The 25,888-nt window shown below is 72.8% G+C and carries 22 protein-coding genes and 1 pseudogene; 12 read left to right on the top strand and 11 right to left on the bottom strand.

All coding sequences use genetic code 11. The features are described from left to right. Positions 1 to 110 precede the first annotated feature (110 nt). Positions 111 to 887, top strand: a complete 777-nt coding sequence (locus ACT2CW_RS28555; protein WP_445518687.1) for an alpha/beta fold hydrolase — start codon at positions 111 to 113, stop codon at positions 885 to 887. A 51-nt stretch (positions 888 to 938) separates the two neighbouring features. Here the strand turns inward: ACT2CW_RS28555 and ACT2CW_RS28550 are convergent, their stop codons facing one another. The 3 genes from ACT2CW_RS28550 to ACT2CW_RS28540 all read right to left on the bottom strand — a co-directional run bounded on the left by ACT2CW_RS28550 (position 939) and on the right by ACT2CW_RS28540 (position 5,275). Further along, entirely contained in the window at positions 939 to 2,027 is a 1,089-nt protein-coding gene (locus tag ACT2CW_RS28550) for a LacI family DNA-binding transcriptional regulator (RefSeq protein WP_445518686.1), read from the bottom strand. Between the two features lie 105 nt (positions 2,028 to 2,132). Further along, positions 2,133 to 3,908, bottom strand: coding sequence for a glycoside hydrolase family 35 protein (locus tag ACT2CW_RS28545; protein WP_445518685.1), 1,776 nt, complete (start codon positions 3,906 to 3,908; stop codon positions 2,133 to 2,135). A gap of 5 nt (positions 3,909 to 3,913) precedes the next feature. Next, positions 3,914 to 5,275 (bottom strand): MFS transporter, encoded by a 1,362-nt coding sequence (locus ACT2CW_RS28540; RefSeq protein ID WP_445518684.1) that lies wholly within the window; start codon positions 5,273 to 5,275, stop codon positions 3,914 to 3,916. Between the two features lie 350 nt (positions 5,276 to 5,625). On the opposite strand from ACT2CW_RS28540, the gene ACT2CW_RS28535 reads away from it, so the two are divergent. The 6 genes from ACT2CW_RS28535 (at position 5,626) to ACT2CW_RS28510 (ending at position 10,921) form a co-directional block, all read left to right on the top strand. Further along, positions 5,626 to 6,387 carry an ATP-binding cassette domain-containing protein gene (locus ACT2CW_RS28535; protein WP_164433961.1) on the top strand — a complete coding sequence of 254 codons (762 nt, stop codon included), beginning with the start codon at positions 5,626 to 5,628 and terminating at the stop codon, positions 6,385 to 6,387. 3 nt (positions 6,388 to 6,390) lie between these two features. Then, the gene (locus ACT2CW_RS28530) at positions 6,391 to 7,659 is read left to right on the top strand and encodes a DUF7224 domain-containing protein (protein WP_445518683.1); all 1,269 of its coding nucleotides are present in this window, start codon (positions 6,391 to 6,393) and stop codon (positions 7,657 to 7,659) included. Continuing rightward, on the top strand, positions 7,656 to 8,249 hold the full coding sequence (locus ACT2CW_RS28525; RefSeq protein WP_445518682.1) for a hypothetical protein: 594 nt from the start codon (positions 7,656 to 7,658) through the stop codon (positions 8,247 to 8,249). Before ACT2CW_RS28530 ends, ACT2CW_RS28525 begins: the two co-directional genes overlap by 4 nt. Before the next feature lie 109 nt (positions 8,250 to 8,358). Further along, the gene (locus tag ACT2CW_RS28520) at positions 8,359 to 9,105 is read left to right on the top strand and encodes an SAM-dependent methyltransferase (RefSeq protein WP_086886565.1); all 747 of its coding nucleotides are present in this window, start codon (positions 8,359 to 8,361) and stop codon (positions 9,103 to 9,105) included. Positions 9,106 to 9,142: 37 nt separating this feature from the next. Then, on the top strand, positions 9,143 to 10,246 hold the full coding sequence (locus ACT2CW_RS28515; protein WP_445518681.1) for a methyltransferase domain-containing protein: 1,104 nt from the start codon (positions 9,143 to 9,145) through the stop codon (positions 10,244 to 10,246). An 84-nt stretch (positions 10,247 to 10,330) separates the two neighbouring features. After that, a complete protein-coding gene (locus ACT2CW_RS28510; protein WP_445518680.1) occupies positions 10,331 to 10,921 on the top strand; it encodes a TetR/AcrR family transcriptional regulator in 591 nt (196 codons plus the stop codon). A gap of 204 nt (positions 10,922 to 11,125) precedes the next feature. Here ACT2CW_RS28510 and ACT2CW_RS28505 read toward each other — a convergent pair whose 3' ends face one another. Then, positions 11,126 to 12,079 (bottom strand): GNAT family N-acetyltransferase, encoded by a 954-nt coding sequence (locus ACT2CW_RS28505; protein WP_445518679.1) that lies wholly within the window; start codon positions 12,077 to 12,079, stop codon positions 11,126 to 11,128. Positions 12,080 to 12,250: 171 nt separating this feature from the next. Between ACT2CW_RS28505 and ACT2CW_RS28500 the strand changes: the two genes are divergently transcribed. Both ACT2CW_RS28500 and ddaH read left to right on the top strand, forming a co-directional pair. After that, entirely contained in the window at positions 12,251 to 12,631 is a 381-nt protein-coding gene (locus ACT2CW_RS28500; RefSeq protein ID WP_164433949.1) for a GntR family transcriptional regulator, read from the top strand. A 73-nt stretch (positions 12,632 to 12,704) separates the two neighbouring features. Further along, positions 12,705 to 13,493, top strand: coding sequence for a dimethylargininase (ddaH, locus tag ACT2CW_RS28495; RefSeq protein WP_182471057.1), 789 nt, complete (start codon positions 12,705 to 12,707; stop codon positions 13,491 to 13,493). Between the two features lie 79 nt (positions 13,494 to 13,572). Here ddaH and ACT2CW_RS28490 read toward each other — a convergent pair whose 3' ends face one another. After that, complete coding sequence (locus ACT2CW_RS28490) at positions 13,573 to 14,829, bottom strand: DUF5925 domain-containing protein (RefSeq protein WP_445518678.1); 1,257 nt, start codon at positions 14,827 to 14,829, stop codon at positions 13,573 to 13,575. A gap of 94 nt (positions 14,830 to 14,923) precedes the next feature. Here ACT2CW_RS28490 and ACT2CW_RS28485 point away from each other — a divergent pair, with 94 nt between their 5' ends. After that, positions 14,924 to 15,154, top strand: coding sequence for a hypothetical protein (locus ACT2CW_RS28485; protein ID WP_445518677.1), 231 nt, complete (start codon positions 14,924 to 14,926; stop codon positions 15,152 to 15,154). 64 nt (positions 15,155 to 15,218) lie between these two features. Here ACT2CW_RS28485 and ACT2CW_RS28480 read toward each other — a convergent pair whose 3' ends face one another. Further along, positions 15,219 to 15,539, bottom strand: a complete 321-nt coding sequence (locus ACT2CW_RS28480) for a hypothetical protein (protein ID WP_445518676.1) — start codon at positions 15,537 to 15,539, stop codon at positions 15,219 to 15,221. A gap of 433 nt (positions 15,540 to 15,972) precedes the next feature. Between ACT2CW_RS28480 and ACT2CW_RS28475 the strand changes: the two genes are divergently transcribed. Further along, entirely contained in the window at positions 15,973 to 16,779 is an 807-nt protein-coding gene (locus ACT2CW_RS28475) for an SGNH/GDSL hydrolase family protein (protein ID WP_037949996.1), read from the top strand. A gap of 897 nt (positions 16,780 to 17,676) precedes the next feature. On the opposite strand, the pseudogene ACT2CW_RS28470 reads toward ACT2CW_RS28475, so the two are convergent. The 4 genes and pseudogenes from ACT2CW_RS28470 to ACT2CW_RS28455 form a co-directional block, all read right to left on the bottom strand. Continuing rightward, positions 17,677 to 18,768 (bottom strand): annotated as a pseudogene (locus tag ACT2CW_RS28470) (serine/threonine-protein kinase); the annotation flags it as partial. A 51-nt stretch (positions 18,769 to 18,819) separates the two neighbouring features. Beyond that, a complete protein-coding gene (locus ACT2CW_RS28465; protein ID WP_445518675.1) occupies positions 18,820 to 20,337 on the bottom strand; it encodes a HoxN/HupN/NixA family nickel/cobalt transporter in 1,518 nt (505 codons plus the stop codon). Positions 20,338 to 20,510: 173 nt separating this feature from the next. Continuing rightward, positions 20,511 to 21,881: a tetratricopeptide repeat protein gene (locus ACT2CW_RS28460; RefSeq protein WP_445518674.1), complete on the bottom strand. Its 1,371-nt coding sequence runs from the start codon at positions 21,879 to 21,881 to the stop codon at positions 20,511 to 20,513. 165 nt (positions 21,882 to 22,046) lie between these two features. Further along, on the bottom strand, positions 22,047 to 23,561 hold the full coding sequence (locus ACT2CW_RS28455) for a DUF4331 domain-containing protein (protein ID WP_138911370.1): 1,515 nt from the start codon (positions 23,559 to 23,561) through the stop codon (positions 22,047 to 22,049). A gap of 223 nt (positions 23,562 to 23,784) precedes the next feature. On the opposite strand from ACT2CW_RS28455, the gene ACT2CW_RS28450 reads away from it, so the two are divergent. Next, complete coding sequence (locus ACT2CW_RS28450; protein WP_164433938.1) at positions 23,785 to 24,048, top strand: hypothetical protein; 264 nt, start codon at positions 23,785 to 23,787, stop codon at positions 24,046 to 24,048. Positions 24,049 to 24,254: 206 nt separating this feature from the next. On the opposite strand, the gene ACT2CW_RS28445 is transcribed toward ACT2CW_RS28450, so the two are convergent. After that, a complete protein-coding gene (locus ACT2CW_RS28445) occupies positions 24,255 to 25,463 on the bottom strand; it encodes a type ISP restriction/modification enzyme (RefSeq protein ID WP_445518673.1) in 1,209 nt (402 codons plus the stop codon). Positions 25,464 to 25,888: the final 425 nt, after the last annotated feature.

Genomic DNA, 25,888 nt, shown 5'->3' with positions numbered 1-25,888 from the left:
TGTCCAGTTTTCACCATCGGGCGACCAGTCACGCCGATGCCCCGTCCGGGTGCGGAAGTTTCAATGAATACACAGGGCAATCGCCTGGAGCATCGACCGGAAGAGCCATCATGAACACGACGCAGCAGACGCTTCTGCCCGCTTACGACCATCGGCCGGGGGCCGGGCCGACTCTGGTGTTCCTGCACTATTGGGGTGGTTCTGCCCGCACCTGGGACCTCGTCGTCGACCGCCTGGCGGGCCGTGACGTGCTCACGGTCGACTTCCGCGGGTGGAGCCGGTCGAGCGCTCTGCCCGGTCCCTATACGCTCGGTCAGCTCGCCGACGACACGCTCGCCGTGCTCGCGGATGCGGGGGTCACCGACTACGTCCTGGTGGGGCATTCGATGGGGGGTAAGGTCGCACAGCTGGTCGCGGCCACCCGGCCCGCCGGCCTGCGCGGCATCGTTCTCGTCGGCTCCGGCCCGGCGAAGCCCGCCGCACAGGTCACTCCCGAGTACCAGGAAGCCCTGTCGCACGCCTACGACTCCGCCGAGTCCGTGGCCGGGGCACGGGATCACGTCCTCACCGCGACCGAGCTGCCCGCTCCGGTCAAGGCGCGGATCGTGACCGATTCGCGGACCGTCACCGACGCCGCCCGCACCGAGTGGCCGCTGCGCGGCATCGCGCAGGACATCACCGAGCACACGCGCATGGTCAGCGTGCCCGCTCTCGTCGTCGCCGGAGAACACGACCAGGTGGAGCCCGTCGGCGTGCTCCGCGACAACCTGGTGCCCTACCTCTCCCAAGCCGACTTCGTGGTGGTCCCCCGCACCGGTCACCTGATCCCGCTGGAAGCCCCGGCCGACCTCGTCGACGCCATCACCGCATTCGCGCCGGCAGCCTGACCGTCCCCGCGGCCCGACGACGGGCTGGGCCACACAACGGTGAGCAGTTCCCTACCCCTGAGCCTGCCGGGCGGCACCCCGGAACAGGTGGCCACAGCTCTCGCGCAGGACCAGCTCGGTGGGGATGGTCACGCGCACCCCCGGCTCGGGGGTGCGCTCCAGCTGGTCGAGCATCAGGCTCAGACAGCGGCGGCCGATCTCCGTGAAGTCCGTACGGACCGTGGTGAGCGGCGGGAGCAGATGCGCGGCCTCGGGGATGTCGTCGTAGCCGACCACGCCGACGTCCTCGGGGACCCGGCGGCCCGCCTCGTGGAGGGCGCGGAGGACGCCCACCGCCATCTGGTCGTTGGAGACGAACACCGCCGTGGCGTCCGGGTCGTGGGCGACGCTGCGGCCCAGGTCGTAGCCCGAATCCGCGCTCCAGTCGCCGAAGAGCGGCTCGTGCGCCGCCGCGCCCGCGTCCCTAAGGGCGGCCCGCCAGCCGTCCACCCGGGCCTCGGCGGCGATCCAGCCCACCGGGCCCGCGATATGGCGGACCGTGCGGTGGCCGAGGCGCAGCAGGTGTTCCGTGGCCTGGCGGGCGCCGGACGCGGAGTCGCCCGCGACGACGGGGAAGCGGGCGCCGAAGCTCTTGTCCAGCGTGACCATGGGCCTGCCGTGGTCGGCCTCGACCAGGGCCTCGCCCACCGAGCGCTGCGGGGCGATCGCGATGATGCCGTCCGCGCCCTGGCCGAGCAGCCGGTCCACCGCGCCCCGTACCGCCGCTTGGTCGGCGGCGGTGAGCGCGATCGTGCTGACCAGGTAACCGGCCTCCTGCGCGGCCTCGTTGATGCCCGCCAGCGTGGCGGCGGGGCCGAAGCGGGCCGCGTCGAAGGAGATCACCCCGAGCGTCCGGCTGCGGCCGCTGGCCAGGGTGCGGGCGCTGGCGGTGGGGCGGTAGCCGAGCTCCCGCATGGCTTCCCGGACCCGCTCACGGGTCTCGGGGCGGACCCGGGGGTGGTCGTTGAGGACGCGGGAGACGGTCTGGCCGGAGACCCCGGCGCGGCGGGCGACGTCGGCCATCACGGCCCCGCCGCCCGCCGTGGCCCGGCGCCGCCGGACGCGCTGGGGTCCGCCCGCCTGGTCCTCCGGCTCGCCCATGTGCGTTGTGTCTCCCGTCGTCCGTCTCGGCGCTCGTCCGTCCAAGCGCTTGTCCGCCTCAGCCTCGTACGTCTCAGGTCTCGTCCGCCTCAGCCCCTGTCCGTCTCAGGTCTCGTCCGTCCAGCCCAGGTCCGGCTCGTCCGTCAGCCGTACGGTGCGCGTGGTCGCCGCGTGGAGCTCCAGCAGGACCAGCTCGTTCGTCCCCGGCCGCAGCACCGGCGCGGGCACGTAGAGGCGGCGCTGCGGGCCGCGCGACCAGTAGCGGCCGAGGTTGAAGCCGTTGATCCAGGCCACGCCCTTGGTCCAGCCGGGCAGGGCGAGGAACGCGTCGGCGGGGGTGTCCACCGTAAAGGTGCCACGGTGGAAGGACGGACCGGCGACGGGGGTGTTGCCCGTGCCGCGGAAGGGCAGTTCGGGGAGGCGGTCCAGGGGGAGCGGGTGGCAGGTCCAGTCCTCCAGGGGCTCGCCGTCGAGGGTGACCGGGCCGGTGATGCCCTTGGGGTCGCCGATGCGCGGGCCGTAGTTCGCCCGGCCCATGTTCTCGACCAGGACGTCCAGCCGGGCCCCGTACTCCGGACTCCGTACGTGCAGCGTGTCCTCGTGGCGCTCGCGCTCCAGGACGCCCGCCGGGGCGCCGTTGACGAAGACCTGCGCCCGGTCGCCCACCCCGCCCGTGAAGTGCAGGACGCGGTCGCCGAGCGCGGGCAGCTCGGTGCCGTAGAGGATGAAGCCGTACGCCTGGCCCAGCCGCTCCATGGTGGGCGGGTCGGTGAACTGCTCGCCGGGGGACAGGAATTCGGCGCAGACCAGGGCGTTCGCCGAGTCGGTCAGCGTGACGTCGGTCGGCGGCAGCTTGGGCGAGGGCTCCGGGACGGGCTCGTCGGGGACGGCGGCGTGCCGGGCGATGACATCGCGGAACGCGGCGTACTTGGGGCCCGGGTCGCCGCATTCGGTGAGCACCGCGTCGTAGTCGTAGGAGGTGACGGCGGGGGTGTAGGCGTGGTCGTGATTGGCGCCGGCCGTGAAGCCGAAGTTGGTGCCGCCGTGGAACATGTAGATGTTCACCGAAGCGCCCGCCGACAGCAGCGTGTCCAGGTCCTTGGCCGCGTCGTCGGCCGCCCGTATGTGGTGCGGCTCGCCCCAGTGGTCGAACCAGCCGATCCAGAACTCCGCGCACATCAGCGGCCCGCTCTCCTGGTGGGCGCGCAGCACCTCCAGCGACTGCTCGGCCCGGCCGCCGAAGGTGCCGGTGGTGAGCACTCCGGGCAGGCTCCCGGCCGCCAGCTTCGCCTTGTCCGCCTGATCGCAGGTGAACAGCAGCTCCTCGACGCCACGGGTGCGCAGCGCGTCGGCCAGATACGCGAGATAGGCGGTGTCGTCGCCGTACGCCCCGTACTCGTTCTCCACCTGCACGGCGATCACCGGGCCGCCGCGCGCCGCCATATGGGGAGCGAGGGGCGGCAGCAGCAGATCGAGGTACGCGTCCACGGCGGCGGTGAAACGGGGGTCACGGCTGCGCGGGCGCAGGCCCGGCTGTGCGGTCAGCCAGGACGGCAGCCCGCCGCCCTCCCACTCGGCGCAGATGTACGGGCCGGGGCGCAGCAGTACGCGCAGCCCCTCGGCGTGGGCCAGCTCGAGGAAGCGGGGGAGGTCGAGCAGGCCGTCGAGGTCCAGGGTGCCGGGGGCGGGCTGGTGGAGGTTCCACGGGACGTAGGTCTCCACGGTGTTGAGCCCCAGCAGCCGCGCCTTGCGCAGCCGGTCGGCCCACTGGTCGGGGTGGGTGCGGAAGTAGTGGAGGGCGCCGGAGAGGATGCGGAAGGGCTCGCCGTGCAGCAGGAAACCGTCGTCGGAGAGCGTCAGGGCGGGCGGGGCGGCGGGCATGGGGGTCAGGAGGTCCTTTCGGCGGCGGGGGCGGGCTGGTCGGGTGGGGTGGGGAGTTCGGGCGACGTAGACGTAGGGGACACGGATGATGACGTAGAGGGCGCGGGTGATGACGTAGGGAGTACGGGCGGGGACGCGGCGCGGATCAGCCATCCGGTGGTGATCAGGCACACCGCGGAGATGGCGCAGAGGATGAGCGGTACGGCGCGGACGCCCGCGAGTTCGATCGCCTTGCCGAGCGCGGGCGGTGCGGCCACCCCGCCGACCATCGAGGCCGCCATGACCAGCGCCCCGGCCCGGTGGGCGCGCGGCGCCGCCCGGAGCAGCCAAGGGAGCCCGGTGGGGAAGATCGGCGCGATGAACAGCCCGGCGCCCGCGTAGGCGTACGGGGCCGCGGCGGGGATCGCGGCCAGCAGCAGACACCCCGTCATCCCCGCGCAGCTCACCGCGATGATCGTCTGCGCGGACCAGCGCAGGGCGAGCGGGGCGACGAGGAAGCGGCCGACCGTCATCATCAGCCAGAAGGCGGAGGTCGCGGAGGCGGCGGCGGTCGCCCCGTAACCGATGGCCTCCAGGTGGGTCGGCTCCCAGCCACCGACGCCGGACTCGATGCCGACGTGGAGGACGTAGAGGACGACGAAGGCGCCCAGCACGGTGGCGAGGCTGCGGGCGCGCACGCGGCGCCGCGCGCCGGTGTCCGCGGCCGTGTCTTCGCTTACGCCGGTGTCGCCACCGCGCGGCGGGGCCTCGTCGCGCACCCCGGCCAGGCAGAGCAGCAGCGGCAGCGTGAGCGCGGCGAAGCCGAGGAAGACGGCGGGGTAGTGGGCGGACCCGACCAGGCCGATGAGGGCCGGGCCGAGGACGGCGCCGATGCCGAAGTGGGCGTTGAGGATGTTGAGCATGGCGGTGCTACGGCGCCCGAAGCCGACGGCGAACAGCTGGTTCAGCCCGTAGTCGATCCCGCCGAAGCCCAGCCCCGCGAGAAGGGCGAGCCCCAAGGCGACCGGCCAGGCGGGCGCGAACGCGAACCCGGCCGCGCCACCCGCCATGAGCAGGTAGGACCAGCCCAGCAGCCGCCGGTTGCCGATCCGGCCGAACAGCCGGTCAAAGACAAGAACCCCCGCCACCGCACCGACGAAATGCGCGCTCAACCCCATCCCGGCCGCCGACGGCGACAGCCTGTAGGCGTCGCGCAGGGCGGGGATCGACGGCCCGTAGAGCGCCTGAAGCGCCCCGATGAGAACGAAACCGCCGCAGGAGGCGGCCACGGCGGCGCGGCTGAAGAGTTGTTGGGGAGGGGGTGGTGGTGAGGGGGTGCTCGTTGGTTGCTCCGAGGAGTCCACGAGGGGGAGTGTTACCGCTAACATCTGGACCGTCAAGGCACTGTTCTCGGATAGCTCCGGCCGGGTGGTGTGCAGCGAGCGCCTGATCACCCCGCTGCTTTGCGGTTGGTGTCTGGGCGGCCGGGACTCCGGGGCCTACGCCTTCGGCGTAGCTGTACTGTGTGCGGCCATCCCCGCTTACCGCGCCCGGACATGAACGGCGGCGTCGCCCCTGTCACATGGGTGGCGGCCTCTTCGCTGTCGCTAGAACCCGAAGACGGGTACGGCACGTCTTCACGGGTGCCCCGGCGCGGCGGGCTCTGCCTGCGCCGGGGCACCTCCCGCTCCTCTCTACAGCCGCCTCGGGACCACCCTGGCGGCGGATTGTGCGGCTCATGGCCCTGGAATTCCGTGGTGTCTCCTTCCGGTACAACCGGAAGACGACCGTTCTCGACAGCTTCGACCTTCGCGTCAGCAGCGCGGCAACGGTGCTGCTCGGCCCGAACGGGGCGGGGAAGTCCACGCTGATGGCGCTGGCCGCTTCCCAGCTCAAGCCTCTGGACGGCACTGTCACCTGGAAGGGCCGCGACCCCGCGGCCCGCAAGGATGTGCGGGCGTACCGGAAGGCGGTGGCCTGGCTGCCGCAGCACATCACGCCCGTACCGGGCCTGACCGTACGGGAGCAAGTCGCCTTCGCCGGGTGGCTCAAAGGCATGAACCGCTCTGATGCCTGGAAGGCATCGGCCACCACTCTCGGCCGTGTCGGCCTGGACAAGCTCGCCGACCGCCGCAGCCACCAGGTCTCCGGTGGCCAGCTGCGCCGGATGGGCATCGCCGGCGCCCTCACCCACCACAGCGAGCTCATCCTCATGGACGAGCCGACCGCCGGCCTGGACCCCACCCAGCGCAAGGTCTTCCGGTCCTTACTCGAACAGCTCGCCGACGACGTGCACATCGTCGTCTCCACCCACCAGACCGAAGACCTCGCCGACCTCTACCAGCACGTGGTCGTCCTGGACCGGGGCACGGTGCGCTTCCACGGCACCACCGCCGAATTCCATGCCATGGCCGACCACGCGGACAACGCCGGCAACGCCCAAGGCCCTCGCGAGCGCGCGGAAGCCGCCTACACCCAGCTCGTGGGCGAGGAGATCTGACCCGTGCTGCTCCGTACCGTCGTCCGCGTCTCGTCCGGCACCCGTCTCCTGCCGTTTCTGGCCGGCTTCATCGTCATCGCCCTCGGTGACAACTTGTCCGAGTGGGTCACGCCCCACTACTGGCTCTCCGCCACCGGCACCGCGAGCCTGGCCCTGTCCTTCGTGGGCCCCGCGTGCGCCGGAGCCGGTGCCTGGGAGGGAAGCCGGCTCAGGCGCGCACGCATCTCCGACCAGAACGCGGTGCGCTCGCCGCTGGCCATCGCCTTCCCCCTCTTGCTGCCGGTGTTCGTGATGGGTCTGGTCGGGATGACCGCGGCCCTGCTCGTCTCCGCGGCCGCCGCCGACGTCGGCTTCGGCATGCCGGATCCCGGCATCCTCGCGGTCGAAGCGGTGCTGCTCGCGGCCAACACTCTGGTCGGTTTCGTTCTGGGCCGTCTGTGGGCTCCGATCGTCGCGGTGCCGGTCACGCTGATCGCGAGCTTCGTCGCCAACGCCTATCCGGTCTCCTGGAGCATCGTGTGGATCCGCCACCTCGTAGGTGGAGGACTTCAGGACTGCTGTGTGCTCGATCAGAGCCTGGACGTATGGGCGCTGGTCAGTGCGGGAGCGTTCGGTACGGGCGTCTGCCTGTCCGCCGCCGTGCTGATCCAGTACCGGAAGTCCGCTCCCGCCGTCGTCGCCGCGGCCGCGCTGCTCGCCGCAGGGCTCGCGGGCGGTGTCGCCTCCGCCCACGGCATGGGAGCCGACCCGGTGACCTCCCGCCCGGTCGGCGACCTGGTGTGCGACCACGGTCGGCCCCGCATCTGCCTGTGGCCCGAGATGGACCAGCGAGCCGACATGGTCCGCACCGAGTCACGCAAGGCCGTCGCGAGGCTCCGTCAGGCCGACGTCGCGGTGCCGGCCACACTGACCATGGCCGACCGACCAGGCCCCGACGAGACCAAGCTCGCCATCGGGCCCGGCATCAGTGCCCTCGGTGTGCCCACAGGCGTGGCGGCAGGGCTCCTTCCACAATCCCCTGCCTGCGCGGACAACGGGGAGCCCTACCCGGCCGCTGACGCCTACGGCCCCGTCGGGGCGTGGCTCTCCCTGACCGCCGGCGCCTCGCCCCGGACCCTCACGAACCGGGTCGCGCCGCCGGAACTGGCCCTGGCCCAACACGTCCTCAAACAGTCCCGACAGGTCCAGCTCGACTGGTACGAGCGCAACACCCGCGCCATGCGATCCTGCGACGCAGCTCCCCAGTTGAGCATCGACGGGAGCCACGGATGAACTGGTGGCTGAGGGCCCGCGCCGTTCCCGCGCTGAGTGTGTCCGTCGTCGTGACCAATGCGGTGGGACTCCTCATGGGCGACGCCGAACTCCCCGTGCCCGTGCTGACCGGCCAGTCCGGACACTTCCTCGTCGGCCACCTCATCACGCTGCTGCCGGCGGTGATGCTGCTCCACGGCATGGGACGCGGCGACCTGCGCACCGAAGGCGTCGCCTGCCGTCCCGTTCGGAGGTGGGACGCCGCACTCGGCTCGGCGGTCGCCATCACCGGGGCGGGGGTGGCAGCCCTCTGCTACGCCCTGGGGGCCGACAGCATCGCCTTGGTGCTGGGGCGCAATATCGCCGGATACGTCGGCCTGGCGCTGCTGCTGTTTCCCTTCCTCGGCCACCGCATCGCGGCTGTCACCGTCGCCATCGTGCCCCTGCTGTGCGCGGCGGCCGGCTGGAGAAGCGGCGGTCGCCCCGAGCCGTGGGCCTGGATCCTGTACCCCGCGAACTCCCTGGTCGCCCCGCTCATCACGGCAGCCATCGTCCTGGTGGGCGTTCTCGTCTGCCTCACCCGGCGCGACCCGTTGCGGTCCGCTCGCTGAGGAAGCCATCAGTATGGCTGAACCCGGCCAACCTCCCGGCGGTAGCCGGGGGAGAACCAAGCCCGGAAAAGGGGCTGCGGAGGGGGACGGGTCTTGTCACGCTGTGCGGATGGACCGTCAACGGAGATCCCATCTCGCGCACGCCGACCATCCGATCGCCGCCCCGATCGCCGACGAGTCGGTGGCCCGGTTGCTCGACCGGGCGGTGGCGGACGAGGCCGACCGTGCCCTCGACCTCGGCTGCGGGGGCGGCGAATGGCTGCGGCGGCTGCTGGTCCGCTATCCGTGGATGCGCGCCGAGGGGGTGGACATCCACACCGCGGCCCTGGAGCAGGCACGCGAGGGCGCGGAGGAATCCGAGGTCGCGGACCGGCTGGTCCTCCATGAGATGGACGCCGCGGTCTTCGCCTCGGCGCACCGCTTCGACGTGGTGCTGAGCGTCGGCGCGGCGCACGCCTTCGGCGGCCTGCTGCCCACCCTCGCGGCGGCGCGCGAACTCCTCGCCCCGGACGGCCATGTCCTCGTGGGCGACGGCTTCTGGGAGCGCGAACCCGACGCCGCCGCGCTCTCCGCGCTGGGCGCCACCTGGGACGACTACGCGGATCTCGCGACGACCGTGGACCGAGTCGTCGCGGACGGCTGGACGCCGGTCTACGGTCATGTCAGCACGGCCGGGGAGTGGGACGACTACGAGTGGTCCTGGACCGGCTCGCTCTCCCGCTGGGCCCTGGACCACCGTGAGGAGCCCGACGCCCTGGACGCGTACAAGGCCGCCGCCGAGCACCGCTCCCAGTGGCTGAGCGGCTACCGCGGCACGCTGGGCTTCGTCACGCTCGTGCTGCGACGGAGTCCCTGACACGGGCGTTGTCAGTGGTGGGTGCGAGCATCTCGGTATGAGTGCAGAGAGCTCGACCACCGCCTACTGGGACGCCGCCGCCGCGGGTTTCGACGATGAGCCGGATCATGGGCTGCGGGACCCGGTCGTGCGGGAGGCGTGGGCCGGGCGGCTGCGGGGGTGGTTGCCCGGGCGGGCCGTGGATGTGCTCGACCTCGGGTGCGGCACGGGGAGCCTGGCGTTGCTCGCGGCCGGGTGGGGGCATCGGGTGACGGGGGTCGATCGGTCGCCGCGCATGGTCGAGCTGGCGCGGGCGAAGCTGGCCGGGACGGGGGCCAGTGTGCTCGTCGGGGACGCGGCGGAGCCGCCCGTGGGGGAGGGGCGGTTCGATGTCGTGCTGGTGCGGCATCTGCTGTGGATGCTGCCGGATCAGGGGGCGGTGCTGCGGCGTTGGGTGCGGCTGCTGCGGCCGGGTGGGCGGCTGGTGTTGATCGAGGGGCGGTGGGGTGAGTCCGAGCCCGTCGGGCTGACCGCCGCCGAGCTGTCGGCGATGGTCGGGCCGTTGACGGAGCGGCTGTCGGTCGAGCAGCTCGCGCCGGACGCGGCGTTGTGGGGGCGGGCCGTGCGCGACGAGCGGTATGCCCTGGTGGCCGACCTCGCGCCGGTTCGGCGCCATCGGGAGATCGTCGATGTGCATCTGATCCTGCGCCGGGGCGGGGACGTCCTGCTCGCGCGGCGGGCGAACACGGGCTATGCGGACGGGCTGCTGCATGCTCCGTCCGGCCATGTCGAGGACGGCGAGGACGTGCGTGCCGCGATGCTCCGGGAGGCGGCCGAGGAGATCGGGGTCGGCCTCGGCCCGGACGAGGTGCGGGCCGTGCTCGTGCTTCAGCACAAGGCGCCGACCGGGGACGCCCGTACGGGGTGGTTCTTCGAGGCGGAGGTGGCGGAGGGCGGCCTTGAGCCCGTCAATCGGGAGCCCGAGAAGTGCTCCGAGCTGGGCTGGTTCCCGCTGGACGCGTTGCCGGACGACATGGTGGCGTACTGCCGCGCGGGCCTCGAGGCGTATCGCGCGGGGCACCGCTTCGCCCTCCACTGGCATGAGCCGGACGACCCCATCGCGTACGCCCCCGAGGGGCCCGATCGGCTGACCCCGCTCTGACGGCCGGAGGTTATGGGACGTCGTCCCCTGAGGTTATGGGACGTTGTCCCGTTTCGTTAGACTCGGCCGCGAAGGGAGCGTGCGGTGAACGACAACGACCGAGACGCGGAGCGCGCGGCCCGGCCCAAGCGGGCGGACGCGCGGCGCAATGAACAGGCGCTGCTCGAGGCCGCCGCCGCGGTGTTCGTCAGCTCGGGCGTGGAAGCGCCGATACGCGATATCGCGGCCAAGGCCGGGGTCGGGACGGCCACGATCTACCGCCACTTCCCGACCCGAGCCGACCTCATAGTCGCCGTCTACCGGCACCAGGTCGAGGCCCTCGCTGAGGCCGGTCCCGCGCTGCTGGCGAGCGGCGAGACCCCGCATACCGCCCTGGGCCGGTGGATCGACCTCTTTGTCGACTTCCTGGTCACCAAGCACGGCCTCGCCGCCGTGTTCCAGTCCGACGACCCCTGCTTCGACCCCCTGCACTCGTACTTCATCGACCGGCTTCTGCCCGTCTGCGATCAGCTGCTCGACGCCGCGGTCGCCTCGGGCGAGATCCGCTCCGGCCAGGACGCCTATGAGCTGATGCGCGGCGTCGGCAGCCTCTGCGCGGGCGCCGGCAACAACCCCCGCTACGACGCGCGCCACCTCGTCGGGCTGCTCGTGTCGGGGCTGCGCCGAACCCACTGACGGGCTTGTCGTCCGGTGCCGGGCTTGCCGTCCGGGCCCGCCGGCCCGACGGCTCGGGGACCTGGGATCCGCGGGCTCGGGGCCGCGCCGTGGGCCGTGTGTCGGGCCTCGTGGCCCCGGCCCTGCCCTTGCCGGGTCTCGGCGCGGTCCCGGGGAGCCGACGTCCGGGGCTGGACCCGGTCCTCCGGACACCGGTGCCGAGGGTTACGCCGAGAGCTCCCGTACGTAGCGCCACTCCGTGGCCGCCGGTTCGTAGCCGAACCACTTGTTGACCGCCAGCATCGGGCCGTTGTCGCCGTCGTTGCCGGTGAACGCCTCCCGGCAGCCCGCCGAGCGGGCACGGTGGAGCGAGTCGTTCTTGGTCAGCTTGGCCAGACCGCGGCCGCGGAAGGCGCGGCGGGTGCCGGTCATACCGGACCAGTAGCGGCCCCGGCCGTCGGTGTGGGCCACGCTGTAGGCGGCCACCGTGCCGTTCACCACCGCCACCGACGTCAGCTCGTGGTCGAGCGCGGGGTGCTCCCAGTTCAGGGTCAGCCACTCGGCGTACGGCGGCGCGGCCACGTCCACATCGCCCGGCTCGTCCGCCGTGCACTCCACATCCGCCTCGTACAGCGGACGCGGATCGTCCGCGAAGTCCGCCGCCGTACGCAGCTCCACCCCGGCCGGGAGACCTCCCGGGAGCCCGCCCGGGAGTCCGTCCGCGCTCAGCGGCGGCAGCGCCGCCGTCGTCAGGTCCAGCCGCTGGACGCGGGAACAGCGGCCGCGCCGGTAGCCGCGCCGCTCGGCGAAGGTCACCGAAGACGGCTCGTCCAGCGTCCAGGCGAAGATCTTGGCGGTGCCCAGCCCGGACAGATACTCCTCCGCGGCGGTCACCAGCGCCGACCCCGCGCCCCGCCCGCGCGCCCCCGCGACCACCGTCGTATTGGCGAACGCCAGCCCCGGCTCCTCGCTGTCGTGGAAGACGCCCATCTCGCTCGAGCCCACCACCCGCCCGTCCGCCTCGGCGACCAGCAGCCGGTAGTGCTGTTCGACGGGCGCGCGCTCCGACTTCCAGACCACCGTCCGGGGCGTGGTCACCAGAAAGGGGAAGGCGGAGCGCCACGCCGCCGCCACGGCCTCCGCGTCGGTGGCCCGGAAATCGCGCACAGTCATGGTCATGGTTGCGCAGATTACGGCCTGTCAGCCCGGCCTGCCGCCAATTTCCGCAGCTCGTGGGCTAGATCACCGGGACCATGCGGATCCCCTCGGCCTGGCACACGGTTCTCCTTGGCCTGGCACACAATGGGTGCCACAAACACCGTCCCGCCCCCATGCCCCAGGAGCCCCAACGTGGCCTTGCAGATCACCGTCGACCAGGACGCGGCGACCGCCCCCTTCGAGCAGATCCGCGCGCGGATCGCCGAGCTGGCCCGCTCCGGCGCGCTTCCCGTCGGCTACAAGCTGCCCACCGTACGCGGCTTCGCCGAGGAGCTGGGGCTGGCGGCGAACACTGTCGCCAAGGCGTACCGGGCCCTGGAGGCGGACGGTGTGATCGAGACCCGCGGCCGCCACGGCACCTTCGTCGCGGCGGCGGGCGACGCGACCCTGCGCCGGGCCGCCGAGGCCGCCCAGACCTACGCCCAGCTGGCGCGGCGGCTGGGCCTGGACCGCGCGGCCGCCCTCGCCACCGTCGAGGACGCCCTGCGCGCGGTCTACGGCGACTCCGAGTGACTCGGCCGGGGTGGCTCCGGCAGTGCCGCCGCCTGACATGCTGTCCCCCATGACCAGCGCGCTGCCCAACCCCATGACCGGCCGTACGACCAGCCGCAAAGCCCTCGTCCGGCGCCCCAGCCCCCGCCTCGCCGACGGGCTCGTCACCCATATCGACCGCACCCCGGTCGACCCCGCGCTGGCGCTGCGGCAGTGGGAGGTCTACGTCGTGGCGCTGCGCGCGCACGGCTGGGAGACGGTCGAGCTGCCCGTGCTGGACGACTGCCCGGACGGGGTGTTCGTCGAGGACACGATGGTCGTTTACCGGAACGTCGCGGTGATCGGCCGCCCCGGAGCCGAGTCCCGCAGGCCCGAGACCGCGACCGCTGAGGAGGCGGTGACCGGCCTCGGCTGCTCGCTGAACCGGATCCGCGAGCCGGGGACGCTGGACGGCGGGGACGTCCTGAAGATCGGCGACACCATCTTTGTGGGACGCGGCGGACGCACCAACGGCGACGGCATCCGCCAGCTGCGCGCCGCGCTGGAGCCGCTGGGCGCGCGGGTGGTGGCCGTACCGGTCAGCAAGGTGCTCCACCTGAAGTCGGCGGTCACCGCGCTGCCGGACGGCACCGTCATCGGCTACCCGCCGCTCGTCGACGACCCGGCCGCGTTCCCCCGCTTCCTCCCCGTCCCCGAGGAGTCCGGCGCCCATGTGGTGCTGCTCGGCGGCGGCAAGCTGCTGATGGCGGCGAGCGCGCCGCGCAGCGCGGAGCTGTTCGCCGACCTCGGCTATGAGCCGGTGCCGGTGGACATCAGCGAGTTCGAGAAGATGGAGGGCTGTGTGACCTGCCTGTCGGTACGGCTGCGGGGGCTGTACGGCTGACCTACGGCCGGGGGCTTTACGGCTGCGGGGCTTTGCGCCCGAGCAGCCGGTCAGTCCCCTCGCCGTACGACGTCTCGTCTCAGAGGTACAGCCCCGCGTTCGACTCCGCCGACGGCGACGGCACGGCGGGCGGCCGGGTGCCGCGCCGCAGCGCGTACAGCTCCGCGAGCGTCGCCCCGTCCCGCCCGATGACACCTTCCCGGTCGTCGACCTCCCCACCGAGCCAGTTGACCGCCTCCGGCCGCGTCAGCTTGCCGACCTCGATCCGGGCCAGACACCGGCCGGGCCGGACCACCGCCGGGTGCAGCCGCTCCAGGTCCTCGTTGGTGGTCACCCCGACCAGCACATTGCGCCCCTGGCCGAGCAGACCGTCCGTCAGGTTCAGCAGCCGGGACAGCGCCTGCCCCGCGGTGTGCTTGGCCTCGCCGCGGATCAGCTCGTCGCAGTCCTCCAGGAGCAGCAGCCGCCAGCGTCCCTTGGCCGTGCCGTCGTCCTCGCCGATCGCGATGTCCATCAGATAGCCCACGTCGGTGAAGAGCCGCTCCGGGTCCAGGACACAGTCCACCTGGCACCAGTCCCGCCAGGAGCGGGCCAGCGTGCGCAGCGCCGAGGTCTTGCCGGTGCCGGGCGGGCCGTGCAGCAGCAGGAGCCGGCCGGCGATGTCGTCCGGGGTGACCTTCATCAGCCCGTCCATGGCCTCGGCCACCGGCGCCGTGTAGTTGTCGCGGATCTCCTCCCAGGTCCCGGCCGAGATCTGCCGCGTGGTGCGGTGCGGGCCGCGCCGCGGTGAGACGTACCAGAAGCCCATCGCCACGTTCTCCGGCTGCGGCTCCGGCTCGTCCTCCGCGCCGTCCACGGCCTGGTGCAGCACCTTCTCGGCCAGAGCGTCGTCGACGGCGGTCACGGTCACATCGGCCCCCCGGTTCCACCGGGAGATCAGCAGGGTCCAGCCGTCGCCCTCGGCGAGCGTGGCGCTGCGGTCGTCGTCACGCGCCGCGCGCAGCACGGTCGCGGACGGCGGCAGCAGCGTGGCGCCCGACCTCACCCGGTCGACGGAGTGACTGCGGGCGTACGGCTGCTCGCCGGTGGCGAAGCGCCCCAGGAAGAGCGCGTCGACGACATCCGACGGCGAATCGCTGTCATCGACGTTCAGCCGGATGGGGAGGGACTTTTCGGCGGGTGTCGTAGGCAGGGTCTGCCTCCTGAGAAAGGGGGGCCTGGTGCGGCGGTGAGCGCACCCGCCCCCATGATCCAGGACGGAGGGCGAGGGCGCACCAAGGTTTGTGGCCGTTTGCCGAGCTGTTCCACGGAAGCCCACCGGAATGGGGGCGTTCATGGGTGCTCTTGCCTGTTGTGTGTGGGGTGCTGGGGAAGGGGGCGGGGTGGGTTCGTCAGATTATGGCAAACGGGGCGCTGGCGGATCGGGGTGCTTGCGGACCGGCGCGCTTGCGGACCGGCGCAGCGCGCTGCGCGGCGTCGGCATGACCACGCTGGCGCTGCTGATGACCACCTGCTCCGGTCGGCCCGGCGGGGACGAGACGGTGAGACCGCATGCGCGCAGCGCCTGGAGCGGCCGAGGCATGGCCGTCCACACCGCCCGGCCGGCCGCCGTCAGCTCTCGCGGGCGATACACGCCGATGTCCACGGTGTTTCAGTCCTGACGTCGTGGTATACGTCGCCGCCGTACCAGGCGGCTGAGCAGCGTCGGCACCAGGATCAGCAGGCTCACTGCCCCACCGCCGCCACCCCGCCGCGCGCCGACCACATCCGCAGCGCGAGCATCGCCTCCGCCACCAGCAGATCCAGCGCGAGCGCGCCCGCCACCGCCAGCACCGGGCGGGTCAGCGCGTCCAGCCCGCGCAGCGCGCTGCCTATGGCCAGCGCGGGCGCCGCGAGCAGGAAGAACAGCGTGAACGGCGCCCGCAGCGGTGAGTGGACGTCGGCCAGCGCGAGTGCCACGCCGAGGCCCGCGATGCCGACCGCGGCGCCCACGATGACCGGTAGCGAATCCCCGCCTGCCGGTCTGTTGTCAGTGATGGTGTGCATTGGCGTCTTTGCCCCCCGAAGCGCCGGATGCCGGGCTTCAATGTCGCGCAGCCGCCGGATGCCGTCAAGACGGGGAAGTGTGCGAACGCGCCCGTAGGCGGGCGGATGGTTGAGCCCTCATCAGGGCTGGTCGCGCCGCGTGTGCCGGTCCTGCGCCGAGGGTTGGGGGGGATGGGGTGTTCGGGCCGGGGGGGGTTCGGCGTCGCGTGGTGACTCATCCGGATTCCGTCCGACCTATGGACGTATCAGCCACGTATCGAAAGATTTTTGCCAACTACCCGCATAGATCGGCCGGTTGCGCGGGATGACATATTCATGTCACGCCGCTGTAATCGATCCCCGCGACGTGACTGACGGTTTCGAACGCGATTGCCCATTTGTTGGGCTATCGCGCCTCATATCGGCACAGCAGTGATCCTGCTAGGGAGTTCGAATGAAACTGTCCAGACTCACGGCGACGATGGGTGCGTTCGTCGTCGGTGCCGTCCTCGCCCTCACCGGGGCCGGCTCGGCCCAGGCCACCGAGAACAGCGCGGGCCCCGCCTATGTGGCGCTGGGCGACTCCTACTCATCCGGCGTCGGCGCGGGCAGCTACGACGGCGCCAGCGGCAACTGCAAGCGCAGCACCAAGGCGTACCCCGCGCTCTGGGCCGCCTCGCACGCTCCCTCGAGCTTCAACTTCACGGCCTGCTCCGGCGCCAAGACCGGTGATGTGCTGAACAACCAGCTCGGCCCGCTGAACTCCGGCACCGGCCTCGTCTCCATCTCCATCGGCGGCAATGACGCGGGCTTCGCGGACATCATGACGACCTGCGTGCTCCAGTCGGAGTCCACGTGCATCAACGCGGTCAACAGCGCCAAGAACTTCGTTCAGAACACGCTGCCCGGCAAGCTGGACCAGGTGTACAACGCCATCAGCGCCAAGGCGCCCTCCGCGCATGTCGTCGTCCTCGGCTACCCGCGGTTCTACAAGCTCAACGGCTCCTGCATCGTGGGCCTCAGTGAGGCGGAGCGCGCCGCGATCAACGGTGGCGCGGATGTCCTCAACTCCGTCACCGCCAAGCGCGCAGCCGATCACGGCTTCAGCTTCGGCGACGTCACCGCGACCTTCACCGGGCATGAGATCTGCTCCGGCAGCGCGTGGCTGAACAGCGTCACCATTCCCATCGACGAGTCTTACCACCCCACCGCCGCCGGCCAGTCCGGTGGCTACCTCCCGGTCTTCAGCTCAGCTGCCTGATTCGCGCCCGCCACGACTCGTAGGGGAGGAGGCCCCGTCCGCCGGGGCCTCCTCGCGGGTCCCTCCGGCGTGGGGGGTGCGCGGTCTCGCCGCACATGTGGCTTTTACCGGGCGGTCGGCGGAGCGGGACGCCTGCGGCGGGCTGTTCCCCTCCCCGCCCCTTCCCGAAACCGGGGCTCTGCCCCGGGCCCCGGATCGGGGCTCTGCCCCGGACGCCGGGCCGGGCTCCCCCGGACCCTGGATCGGGGCTCTGCCCCAGGCCCTGGATCGGGGCTCTGCCCCAGGCCCCGGATCGGGGCTCTGCTCCGGACGCTGGGCCGGGCTCCCCCTAGACCCTGGATCGGGCTCCCCCTGGACGCTGGGCCGGGCTCTGCCCTAAGCAGGTCGGAGGAAGTCCGCTACGGTTCGGGCAGCGCCCCGAAGGGGCGCGGGGAACTGCGCGACCAGCCACGATGCGGCCGCAGACGCACGACGGCATCCCGTGGCACTTCCCGCGGAGCGCTTAGACCCTGGGCCGGGCTCTGCCCCAGGCCCCGGATCGGGGCTCTGCCCCGGACGCCGGGCCGGGCTCTCCCTCAGACCCTGGGCCGGGCTTCGCCCCGGACGCCGGACCGGGGCTTCGCCTCAGACCCTGGACCGGGGCTCTGCCTCAGACGTCCGGGCTCTGCCCCAAACGCTGGATCCGGCTCCGCCCCAGACGCCGGGCCGGGTTTCGGCCCACACCCCGGACTGGGGCTTCGCCCCAGACCTCCCAGGGTCCAGGGGCGGAGCCCCTGCCACACGGCAAGGGCATCGCGCCCTGGGCCCCGGGTCTGGGGCGGAGCCCCAGTTGTGGGAAGGGGCGGGGAGGGGAGAAGCCCGCCGCAGGCGGCATGGCCCGTTGGGCGCTCCCTAGCCGCCCTTGTTCAGCAGGGCCCAGGCCAACCCGCCCAGCGACAGCGCGGCCAGCAGCACCCCGGCCACCAAGGCCGCCACCGCGGCACGCTGCCGCCAGGGCGGCGGGTCATCGGGGGGTTCCGCCGGGCCGTCCGCGTCCGGGGCCGGGGGATGCGCGGGCGTCGCGCCGGGCTCCGGTAAGCGGGCCAGCGGCTCCGTCTCCGCCGTGGCGGCGGGCCCGAAGGCGTTCGGGGACGACACCGAGCCGCCGCCCGGTGTGCCTCCCGCCGCCACCAGCCGCAGCAGCCGCTCCGCCTCCGCCGCCGGAAGCCGTCGCCTGGGATCCTTGTCCAGCAGCCCCTCCAGTACGGAGGTGAGCGGCCCGGCCCGGCGCGGCCGCGGCAGCGACTCGTCCACCACGGCGCGCAGCGTGCTCAGCGGGGTGTCCTGGCGGAACGGCGAGAACCCCTCCACCGCCGCGTACAGCAGCACACCCAGCGACCACAGATCCGACTCCGGGCCCGGCGACCGGCCCAGGGCGCGCTCCGGCGCGAGGAACTCCGGGGAGCCCACGAGCTCCCCGGTCAGCGTCAGCGCCGCATCGCCCTCCACCACCGCGATCCCGAAGTCGGTGAGCACCACCCGGCCGTCGTTGGCCATCAGCACATTGCCCGGCTTCACATCCCGGTGCAGCACGCCCACCGCATGCGCGGCACGCAGCGCGGCCAGCACCTCCGCACCGATGCGCGCGGCCCGCGCGGACGGCAGCGGCCCTTCGGCGTCGAGCACATCGGTCAGCGACAGCCCGCGCACCAGCTCCATCACGATCCACGGGCGGCCCTCCATGGCCACGTCGTAGACGGTGACCACATTGCGGTGCGAGACCCGCGCCGCCGCCCGGCCCTCGCGCTCCATCCGCGCGTACAGCCGGTCGATGTCGCGGTCCCCGAACCCGGCCGGGGCGCGCACCTCCTTGATGGCGACCTCGCGGCCCAGCGCCTCGTCGTACGCGCGCCACACCACGCCCATGCCGCCCCGGCCCAGCTCGCCCAGCAGCCGGTAACGGCCGCCCCCCACCCGCTCGCCCTGCCGCCCTGAACCCGCTTCGCTCATGGCCGAGCCCCTCCCCCTCAACCCAACCGAGCAATTCGGGCTGAATGTACCTCAACCGAGCGTGGTTGCCGCCCCCCTCAGCACCAATCCGCACCCCAACGCGAGGACGACGGCGGCCGTTCCGACGGGCGAGGCGCGGCGCACCGCCACCAGCAGCCGGTCGATCCGGCCCCCGGACCCCCTGCGCGCCGCCAGCCGCTCCGTGGCCCGCACGCCCAGGCGCACCGCGGTGAACCCGGCCAGCGTGAGCGTCAGCGCCAGCCCGAGTCCGTACGCCACCACCAGGACGAAGCCGAACCACGCCTGGCCCAGCGCGGCCGCGCCGACGAGCACGATGACGGCGGAGGGGCTGGGCACCATGCCTCCGGCGAAGCCGAGCAGCAGTGTGCCGCGCAGAGTGGGGCGCACCTCGTGGGTGTGGGTGTGACCGTCGCCGTGGTCGTGGGTGTGGGTGTGCGGGTGCGGGTGACTGTGTTCGTGGTCGTGGCCGTGTGAATGCGCATGGCTGTGGCCGTGGTCGTGATCGTGGCTGTGGTGGTGGGCCCGTACATGCCGATGGCGGCGCAGCGCCTTGCGGAGCAGGCTCGCCCCGGCCACCGCCACCAGCACACCGCTCGCGATGCCCAGCCATGAGATCACCGAGGGGGCGGCGGCCGAACCCGCCGTGACCAGCAGCCCCAACGCGAAGACGCCCAAGGTGTGGGTGACCGTCACCGACGCGCCCAGCGCCAGTACGTCGCGCAGCGCGCTGCGCCCGCCCGCCGCGGCGGCCGCCGCCATCATCGTCTTGCCGTGGCCGGGGGCCAGGGCGTGCATCGCGCCCAGCAGAACGGCGGTGGCGAAGGCGGTAAGGGCGAAGCCGAAGGTGATGTCATGGCGCGCCACCATCGAGGTGAGCGCCTGCGTCCACCGGTCCACTCCGCGCGGCAGCACCGACGAGCCCACCGCGTCCTCCCGGTCGGACTCCGCCGCGCTCGCGAGCGCGGGGCCGCCCGCCTTGACCTTCAGCGCGGCCGATCGCTGGTCGGACGGTGAGGAGAGCTGCCCCGCCGGGTAGCGGATCAGCCGGTGGGAGGCGGAGGTCTTGGGGACGTTGGCATCGGTGAGCGTCATACGGTCGCCCTGCGCCGTCACCTCCCGCCAGCCGGGGCCCGTACCGATGTCGCGCGGACGATAGGCGACGGTGGCCCGTTCGCCGTCGCCCAGCGCGGCCGTGAGGCGGCACTCCACCCGCAGCGTCGGCAGCCCGGCCTGGCCGGGGCGCTGACGGGCCTGCGCGCGCCCGGCGCGTACGGGCACCTCGCGCCCGTCGACCGTCAGCCGCGCCCCCTCCGCCGCGCTCGCACACCGCCGTGCCGCCCAGGCGCTCAACTCCCGCCTGGACAGCGCGTCGTCGCCGTCGCGGTCGATCTCCGGCTTCGCCTGGGCGGCGGGGATCTCGGCGAGGTCCTCGACATGGTCGACCCGCAGCGTCCCCGGGGTGACCACGAGCCCGTCGTAACGGTTGACGGTGAAGTTCCCGAGCGGATGCGCCTCGGCACTCCCAGCAGGCAACACGACCATTGCCATGGCCCCCAGCAGCACCCCGACTGCCGCCAGCCGCCAACGGCCCCGCCGCCCGGGGTTCTGGGGTTCCCCGGCGCGGCTTCGGGGGCGCGGCCCCAGGCGGAAGGCCGGGATCAGCCCCGGGCGGGGGGCCGGGGGTTGGTCTCCGGTTCGGGGCGGTGCGGGGTGGGGGATCGTCATCGGGTGGCTCCCAGGTCCTTCAGTGCCGCCTTCGCCGCCCGCGCGCCCGTGGGGGAGAAGCCCGGGTTGAGGTCGAGTGCGGCCTTCAGATGGCGGCGGGCCGGGCCGGCGTCGCCCAGGGACTTCTCGATGGCGCCCCGGTGGTAGAGGAACGCCGCGTTGCGGTAGCCCGGCTCGGCGGCGTCCTTGGCGTACTTCAGGGCCTCCTCGTCCTTGCCATTGCGGTGCAGCGCCCAGGCCAGCGCGTCGGTGGTGTGTACGGTGTGCCGGCGGTCCCACTCGGCGCGGGCCGCCTTCAGCGCCTCCTTCACGTCGCCGTGGTCGGCCGCGACCAGCGCGCTGTCCAGGTCGGTCGCCACCCCGTTGGCCCGTGCGAGCGCGATCCAGGTGTCGACCACCGAGTACTGCCCGCGCGCCTTGGAGCGGTCGCCCCGCGCCTCGTACGCCTCGCCCAGGGCCGCGAGCTCGGCGGGCAGCGGATAGCGCCGTACGACCGCCTCCAGATCGCGGATCCCCGCCTTCTGGCGGCCGTCCGCGACCGAGGTGCGGCCGCGGCCCTCGAGCGCAGGGAGATAGTCGGGGACGGCGCGCAGCGCGGTGCCGTACGCCCGCCGTGCCGCCTCGTACTCGCCCTGGTTCCAGGCCAGTTGGCCGAGCGCCGTCGACACATAGGCGATATCGCTGGGCGAGGTGGCGGAGTCCTGGGCGCGCAGCAGCACCCGGCGCGCCCCGGCCGGGTCGCCGCGCAGCTCGTGGACGTAGGCGAGGCGGGTGAAGACGGGGATGCCGGGGCGCAGGGAGTCGGCCTTCTCGGCGGCCGTGTACGCGTCCTTGTAGCGGCCCAGTTCGACGAGGGCGTCCACCCGGACGGCGAGCGCCCCCTGGCTGTAGGAGTTCACCTTCAGGGCCTTGTCGGCGTCGCGCAGCGCGCCCCGGAAGTCATGGCGGGCGGCGGCGAGCGAGGCGCGCCCGGCGAGCGCCACGTCGTTGTCGCGCGGCTCCAGGGACAGGGACCGGGCGAACGCCTTGTCCGCCTGCGGATAGCGGGTGGGGTCGCCGCTGGTCCTGGCCTGTTCGACATAGGCCGAGCCGAGACCGGCCCAGCTCTCCGCGTCCTTCGGCTCAGCGCGCAGATGGGTCTGCATCGCGTCGATCTGCCGGGCGAGGCCGTCGCCGCTGAGCTGCTCGTACCGCGCGGCGGCCGGGTGCAGCGCGCGGGCGGCGTCCTGGCCGCCGCCGGACCCGCCCGGCCCGCCCGGCCCGTCCGAGGCGTCGATCACGATCGAGGCGGCCGTCAGCCCGGCCGCGAGCGCGAACACCACGGCCGCGGTCCGGGCCGTAGGGGGGAGGGATGGCCGTAGAGCCATGGTGACAGCTGCCTTTCGCTGAGCCACGAGCGCGGGGAAACGGACGGAAGGAAGAACGGGTGGGGAGGAGCGAGGAAGAACGGGTGGGGAGGAGCCTGGGCGCGGCCGCCGCGCGGGTTTCGGCGGGGCCGCGCCCGGTGGTACGGATCCGATGGCACCCGTGGTTCAGTGCCGGCGCACGCGGGGACCCCGCCGCCGCGACCGCATCCAGAGGAATCCGAGGCCCAGCAGCAACACGGCCCCGCCACCGGCCGCCGCGGACCCGGCCAGCAGCATGTTGTCGTCGGAGGAGGAGCCGACGCCCGAGCCGCCGTTCAGTAGCGACTGCCCGGCGCTCTTCGAGACGGCCTTGGCGTCCGAGCCGGAGCTGGGCAGCGCCAGATACGGGAAGGAGCCGCCGAACTTCTGGTCGTTCTCGTCCACCGCGTCGCCCAGGTCGTTCTTCTTGCCGAGCAGCTCGCCCTCCATGGCCTGGAGCGCGATGTCCAGCACGTCGTCGGAGAGCCTGCGGCCGTTGGGGAAGCCCGCGTTGTCGCCGTCCAGGACGCCCAGCCGCTTGGGGCTGCCGTTGGGTTCTATGGAGGTGTTGAGCCGGAGTTCCTCGGCGGGGCGGACGTTCGGTGGCTGGTTGAGCTTGGGCACACCGGTGAGGAACGCCTGCACCAGGTCGTCACGCGGGGTGTCCGGCGCCTTGATCTTGTAGATCTGCTCGACCAGCTTGGGGAGTTCGGGGTCCTGGACGAACTTCAGGAACTGCCCGTCGTCCCACGGCGCGGAGGCGTTGAACTTGTCCTTGTCCTTGCGCGGGATGACCACCTCGTTGACCAGCGGGCTGCCGAGCCGGGAGACCTGGGTCCAGTCGCCGTCGGCGGTCTGGCGGTGGGTGGTGGCCCAGACGCCGATCACCGGCTGGTCCTTGGACTCGGTCAGCGCCGACGTGGGCACCTGGAGGGCCATCGACTGGACGTTGTAGCCCTTGAGGGTGTCATTGCCGACCTCGGACATGTCGCCGCCGTACAGCAGGTCGAAGACGCGCAGATCGAGGAAGAACGGGTCGTCGGCCTGACCTGCGAAGGCGGTCGAGCCCCCGCTGTAGCCGATCTTCTGCACCGACTGGTCGCGCAGCTTCTGGTAGTCGGGCATCGACGCCTTGCCGACGTTCGACGGCGCGACCGGCAGATCGCTGCCCAGCTTGGCGCGGGCGACGGCCTTCTGATGCTTCAGCTTGATGACTTCGAGGTCGTATGTCTGGGTGAAGTTGAGGGTGGCGTCCTCGATCGAGTTCACCGGCCCGGTGTTGTAGAGGAACGTGTCGCCGTTCTTGAGGTGGTCCTTGAAGGTCCACCGGAAGAGCAGATCGCCCTGGCCGTCGCCGTCGTTGTCGACGTGCAGGTCGTAGCGGGCGTCATGGGCGAACTTGTAGAAGTTGGGGCCGCCCGCGGGGTCCTGGAACGGCAGCACATTGACGACCATGGTGGTCGTGTCCGGCTTGTCCGGGCTGACGAACGCGTAGACGTCCGTGGCGTCGTACTGCGGCTGACCGGAGATCAGCGGCGCCTCGCGGTGGCTCGAAGCCTGCGCCGTCCCGGGCTGTAGTACGGCCACTCCGGCGGCCGTGAGCCCGCCGGCGGCCAGTGCACAGCTGACCAGCGCGGCCAAGCTCTTGGTGATAGCGGTCATCCTGTAGGTCCTTCGCACGCTTGTTGGAGCAGTCCCTTCATGCGGCTATTCGGACCCGGCGGACGGATGGATTGGTCGACCCGGGAATTTGTTTGCGCGTGATAGGTATCGTCAACACCCTTGACGCGGTGGTGAATCCGGAACCTGGGATGCGTGGGTGACGGCTCGGGGAGGTAGGGTTACTCTGCCCGGGGCGGGTGCCCTCGTACGGGTGGGGAGTGTCATGGAGCAGATAACGGTACGGAGCAGGCCACGAGTGCCTGCGGTCAATTGCGGAAGCGGTGCGTCCAGTGCGCGGCTCGAGCGCCATCTCGCGGTGATGGGCGGCCCCGCCGTCCCGCAGGGGGAGGCGGAGAGCGCGGCGGTGCTGATGCAGGAGCTGACCGCGCGCGATCACGCACGCGCGAAGAACAGCCGGGGTGCGCGGGTGTCGCTGTTCGCGCCGCTGCGCCGGTTGCGCCGTTCGCTGTTCGGCAACCACGGCTGACCCGGCCGGCCCGTAGGCGCCTTCGTCGTCATCCCGGGCAGGCACGGGGTCAACCGGTTCGCTCCAGCCGGTGAGTCCGTGCTGTGATCCACCCCACGTCGCTGTCGCCGTGGGATGCCGACGAGACGCCACGACCGGCCATGCGGCCGACGCCCAGAGGGTTCGGGCTCCGAGGGCGACGCCCAGAGGGTTCCGGCTCAGAGGGCTCAGAGCAGGGCGAACTGCCCCTCCGGGCCCTCCTCGTGGTGGTCCAGTACGGACGCCGGGCGCCGGGCCGCGCCGGGCACCGGCAGCACCCCCGCCTCCCGTAGCTCCGCCGTGTCGATCAGCGAGCCGTCCGCCGCCCGGTCGGCCAGCGCCCGCAGCTCCGGGCGCAACTCGGCGAGCAGCGCCAGCACCGTGATCAGCTCCAGCAGCTCCGAGGTCCAGGCGGACGGCCAGCCCGCCGGGCCGATGGCCTCCAGCGTGCCCGGCTCCCGCGCGGCGGTGCGCTGCTCGAACCAGGTCTCCAGCACCCGTACCCCGCCCGCCCGGAAGTCCCATGCGGTCTGGGGGACGGGGGAGATACGGCCCTCGCCCAGCAGCAGGGCCTCCTCGTCCGGGTCGTAGTCCAGGGAGTCCGGCAGCCCGCTCGACGGAAGCGCGGCGCGGACATAGGGGCGCCGGCCACCCGGCATGCGCGGGCGTTCACCACTGTGCGCCCCGCGCGTATGCAGCCACAGCGCACGGCGACCCAGCTCCACGCCCGATTCCCACAGCTCCGGGTCGGCGGTCAGGGGTACGGCGCATGGCGCGCCGCGCGCCGTGGCGGCGGTCCAGGCCAGGAACTCCTCGGCGGTCACCGGGCGGCCGAGCCGGGTGGTGAGGTGGTCCAGCAGCCCGGGCGCGAGATTGGGCTCCTGTCCGCCGGGGCGGCGGTAGAGCGGACGGATCCGGCCGGGGCGGCCCGCGGGGGAGTGGCCGTCCGGCAGCAGCGCGGAGAAGGTGAGCACCGGGTCCGGGTCCGGTCCCGCGGCCTCGACGACATGGATCTGCCGGTCGTCCGCCACCCGCCACAGTTCGGGGCGGGCGGCGTCGAGCAGCCGGTGATCCGGGATCAGCCACTGCTGGTCGAAGGGCCCGTGCGCGATCCGCACCGGCTCGGGGCACGGCCCGTCCTCGCGCGCCAGCCGGGCCGTGGAGGTGGCCTGGCCGGGCAGCTGCGGTACGGAGCTGTGCGGCGTACGGGCGCGGGTCGGGCGGAACAGCGCGGCCCGCGCGGCCTCGTCCTCGGCCCGGGTCAGCCGCTCCCAGCGCGCTCCGAGCGAGGTCGCGTCCGGTGCCATGACCCATGCGCGCCCGAGCCGCAGGGGGCCTACGGCCCACGGCATCAGGTCCCCCAGCGGCGGCGCCTCACGTTCTCCCACGCCCGGCATGGTATCGATGCGGCCCTGTCCTCCAAGGGTCCGCCCGACGTCGTCCGCCCCCGCTCCGGTGGCTGACCGGCTGGGATCTTCCCCTCCCCGCCCCTTCCCGCAGCATCGATATGCGGCTCCGCCGCGTGGTGGGGCTCCGCCCCAGCCCCCTGGGTCCCGGGCCCCTGGTCTCGGGGGCAGCCCGCCGTGGCCACGGCACCTGGGACGGTGCGACCGGGGGAGGAGCGCCAGACCGGCCGGGATCTTTCCCCTCCCCGCCCCTTCCCGAAACTGGGGCCCTGCCCCAGACCCCGGGGTCCAGGGGCGTCCGGGGGTCTTTCCTCTTCCCGCCCCTTCCCACGGCATCGATATGCGGCTCCGCCGCGTGGCAGGGGCCTCGCCCCTGGGCCCGGGGGCTGGGGCGGAGCCCCAGTTTCGGGAAGGGG

The sequence above is a fragment of the Streptomyces sp. NEAU-174 genome (genome assembly GCF_052665095.1).
This window is presented reverse-complemented; position numbering and strand designations above follow the sequence as displayed.

Coding starts and splice junctions, on each gene's coding strand:
- ACT2CW_RS28540 (WP_445518684.1), bottom strand. CDS start 5,275: ATGTTAGCGGTAACACTCCCCCTCGTGGACTCCTCGGAGCAACCAACG.
- ACT2CW_RS28535 (WP_164433961.1), top strand. CDS start 5,626: ATGGCCCTGGAATTCCGTGGTGTCTCCTTCCGGTACAACCGGAAGACG.
- ACT2CW_RS28550 (WP_445518686.1), bottom strand. CDS start 2,027: ATGGGCGAGCCGGAGGACCAGGCGGGCGGACCCCAGCGCGTCCGGCGG.
- ACT2CW_RS28520 (WP_086886565.1), top strand. CDS start 8,359: ATGGACCGTCAACGGAGATCCCATCTCGCGCACGCCGACCATCCGATC.
- ACT2CW_RS28490 (WP_445518678.1), bottom strand. CDS start 14,829: ATGAACGCCCCCATTCCGGTGGGCTTCCGTGGAACAGCTCGGCAAACG.
- ACT2CW_RS28455 (WP_138911370.1), bottom strand. CDS start 23,561: ATGACCGCTATCACCAAGAGCTTGGCCGCGCTGGTCAGCTGTGCACTG.
- ddaH (WP_182471057.1), top strand. CDS start 12,705: ATGACCGGCCGTACGACCAGCCGCAAAGCCCTCGTCCGGCGCCCCAGC.
- ACT2CW_RS28555 (WP_445518687.1), top strand. CDS start 111: ATGAACACGACGCAGCAGACGCTTCTGCCCGCTTACGACCATCGGCCG.
- ACT2CW_RS28445 (WP_445518673.1), bottom strand. CDS start 25,463: ATGCCGGGCGTGGGAGAACGTGAGGCGCCGCCGCTGGGGGACCTGATG.
- ACT2CW_RS28465 (WP_445518675.1), bottom strand. CDS start 20,337: ATGGCAATGGTCGTGTTGCCTGCTGGGAGTGCCGAGGCGCATCCGCTC.
- ACT2CW_RS28450 (WP_164433938.1), top strand. CDS start 23,785: ATGGAGCAGATAACGGTACGGAGCAGGCCACGAGTGCCTGCGGTCAAT.
- ACT2CW_RS28460 (WP_445518674.1), bottom strand. CDS start 21,881: ATGGCTCTACGGCCATCCCTCCCCCCTACGGCCCGGACCGCGGCCGTG.
- ACT2CW_RS28480 (WP_445518676.1), bottom strand. CDS start 15,539: ATGCACACCATCACTGACAACAGACCGGCAGGCGGGGATTCGCTACCG.
- ACT2CW_RS28505 (WP_445518679.1), bottom strand. CDS start 12,079: ATGACCATGACTGTGCGCGATTTCCGGGCCACCGACGCGGAGGCCGTG.
- ACT2CW_RS28475 (WP_037949996.1), top strand. CDS start 15,973: ATGAAACTGTCCAGACTCACGGCGACGATGGGTGCGTTCGTCGTCGGT.
- ACT2CW_RS28525 (WP_445518682.1), top strand. CDS start 7,656: ATGAACTGGTGGCTGAGGGCCCGCGCCGTTCCCGCGCTGAGTGTGTCC.
- ACT2CW_RS28515 (WP_445518681.1), top strand. CDS start 9,143: ATGAGTGCAGAGAGCTCGACCACCGCCTACTGGGACGCCGCCGCCGCG.
- ACT2CW_RS28545 (WP_445518685.1), bottom strand. CDS start 3,908: ATGCCCGCCGCCCCGCCCGCCCTGACGCTCTCCGACGACGGTTTCCTG.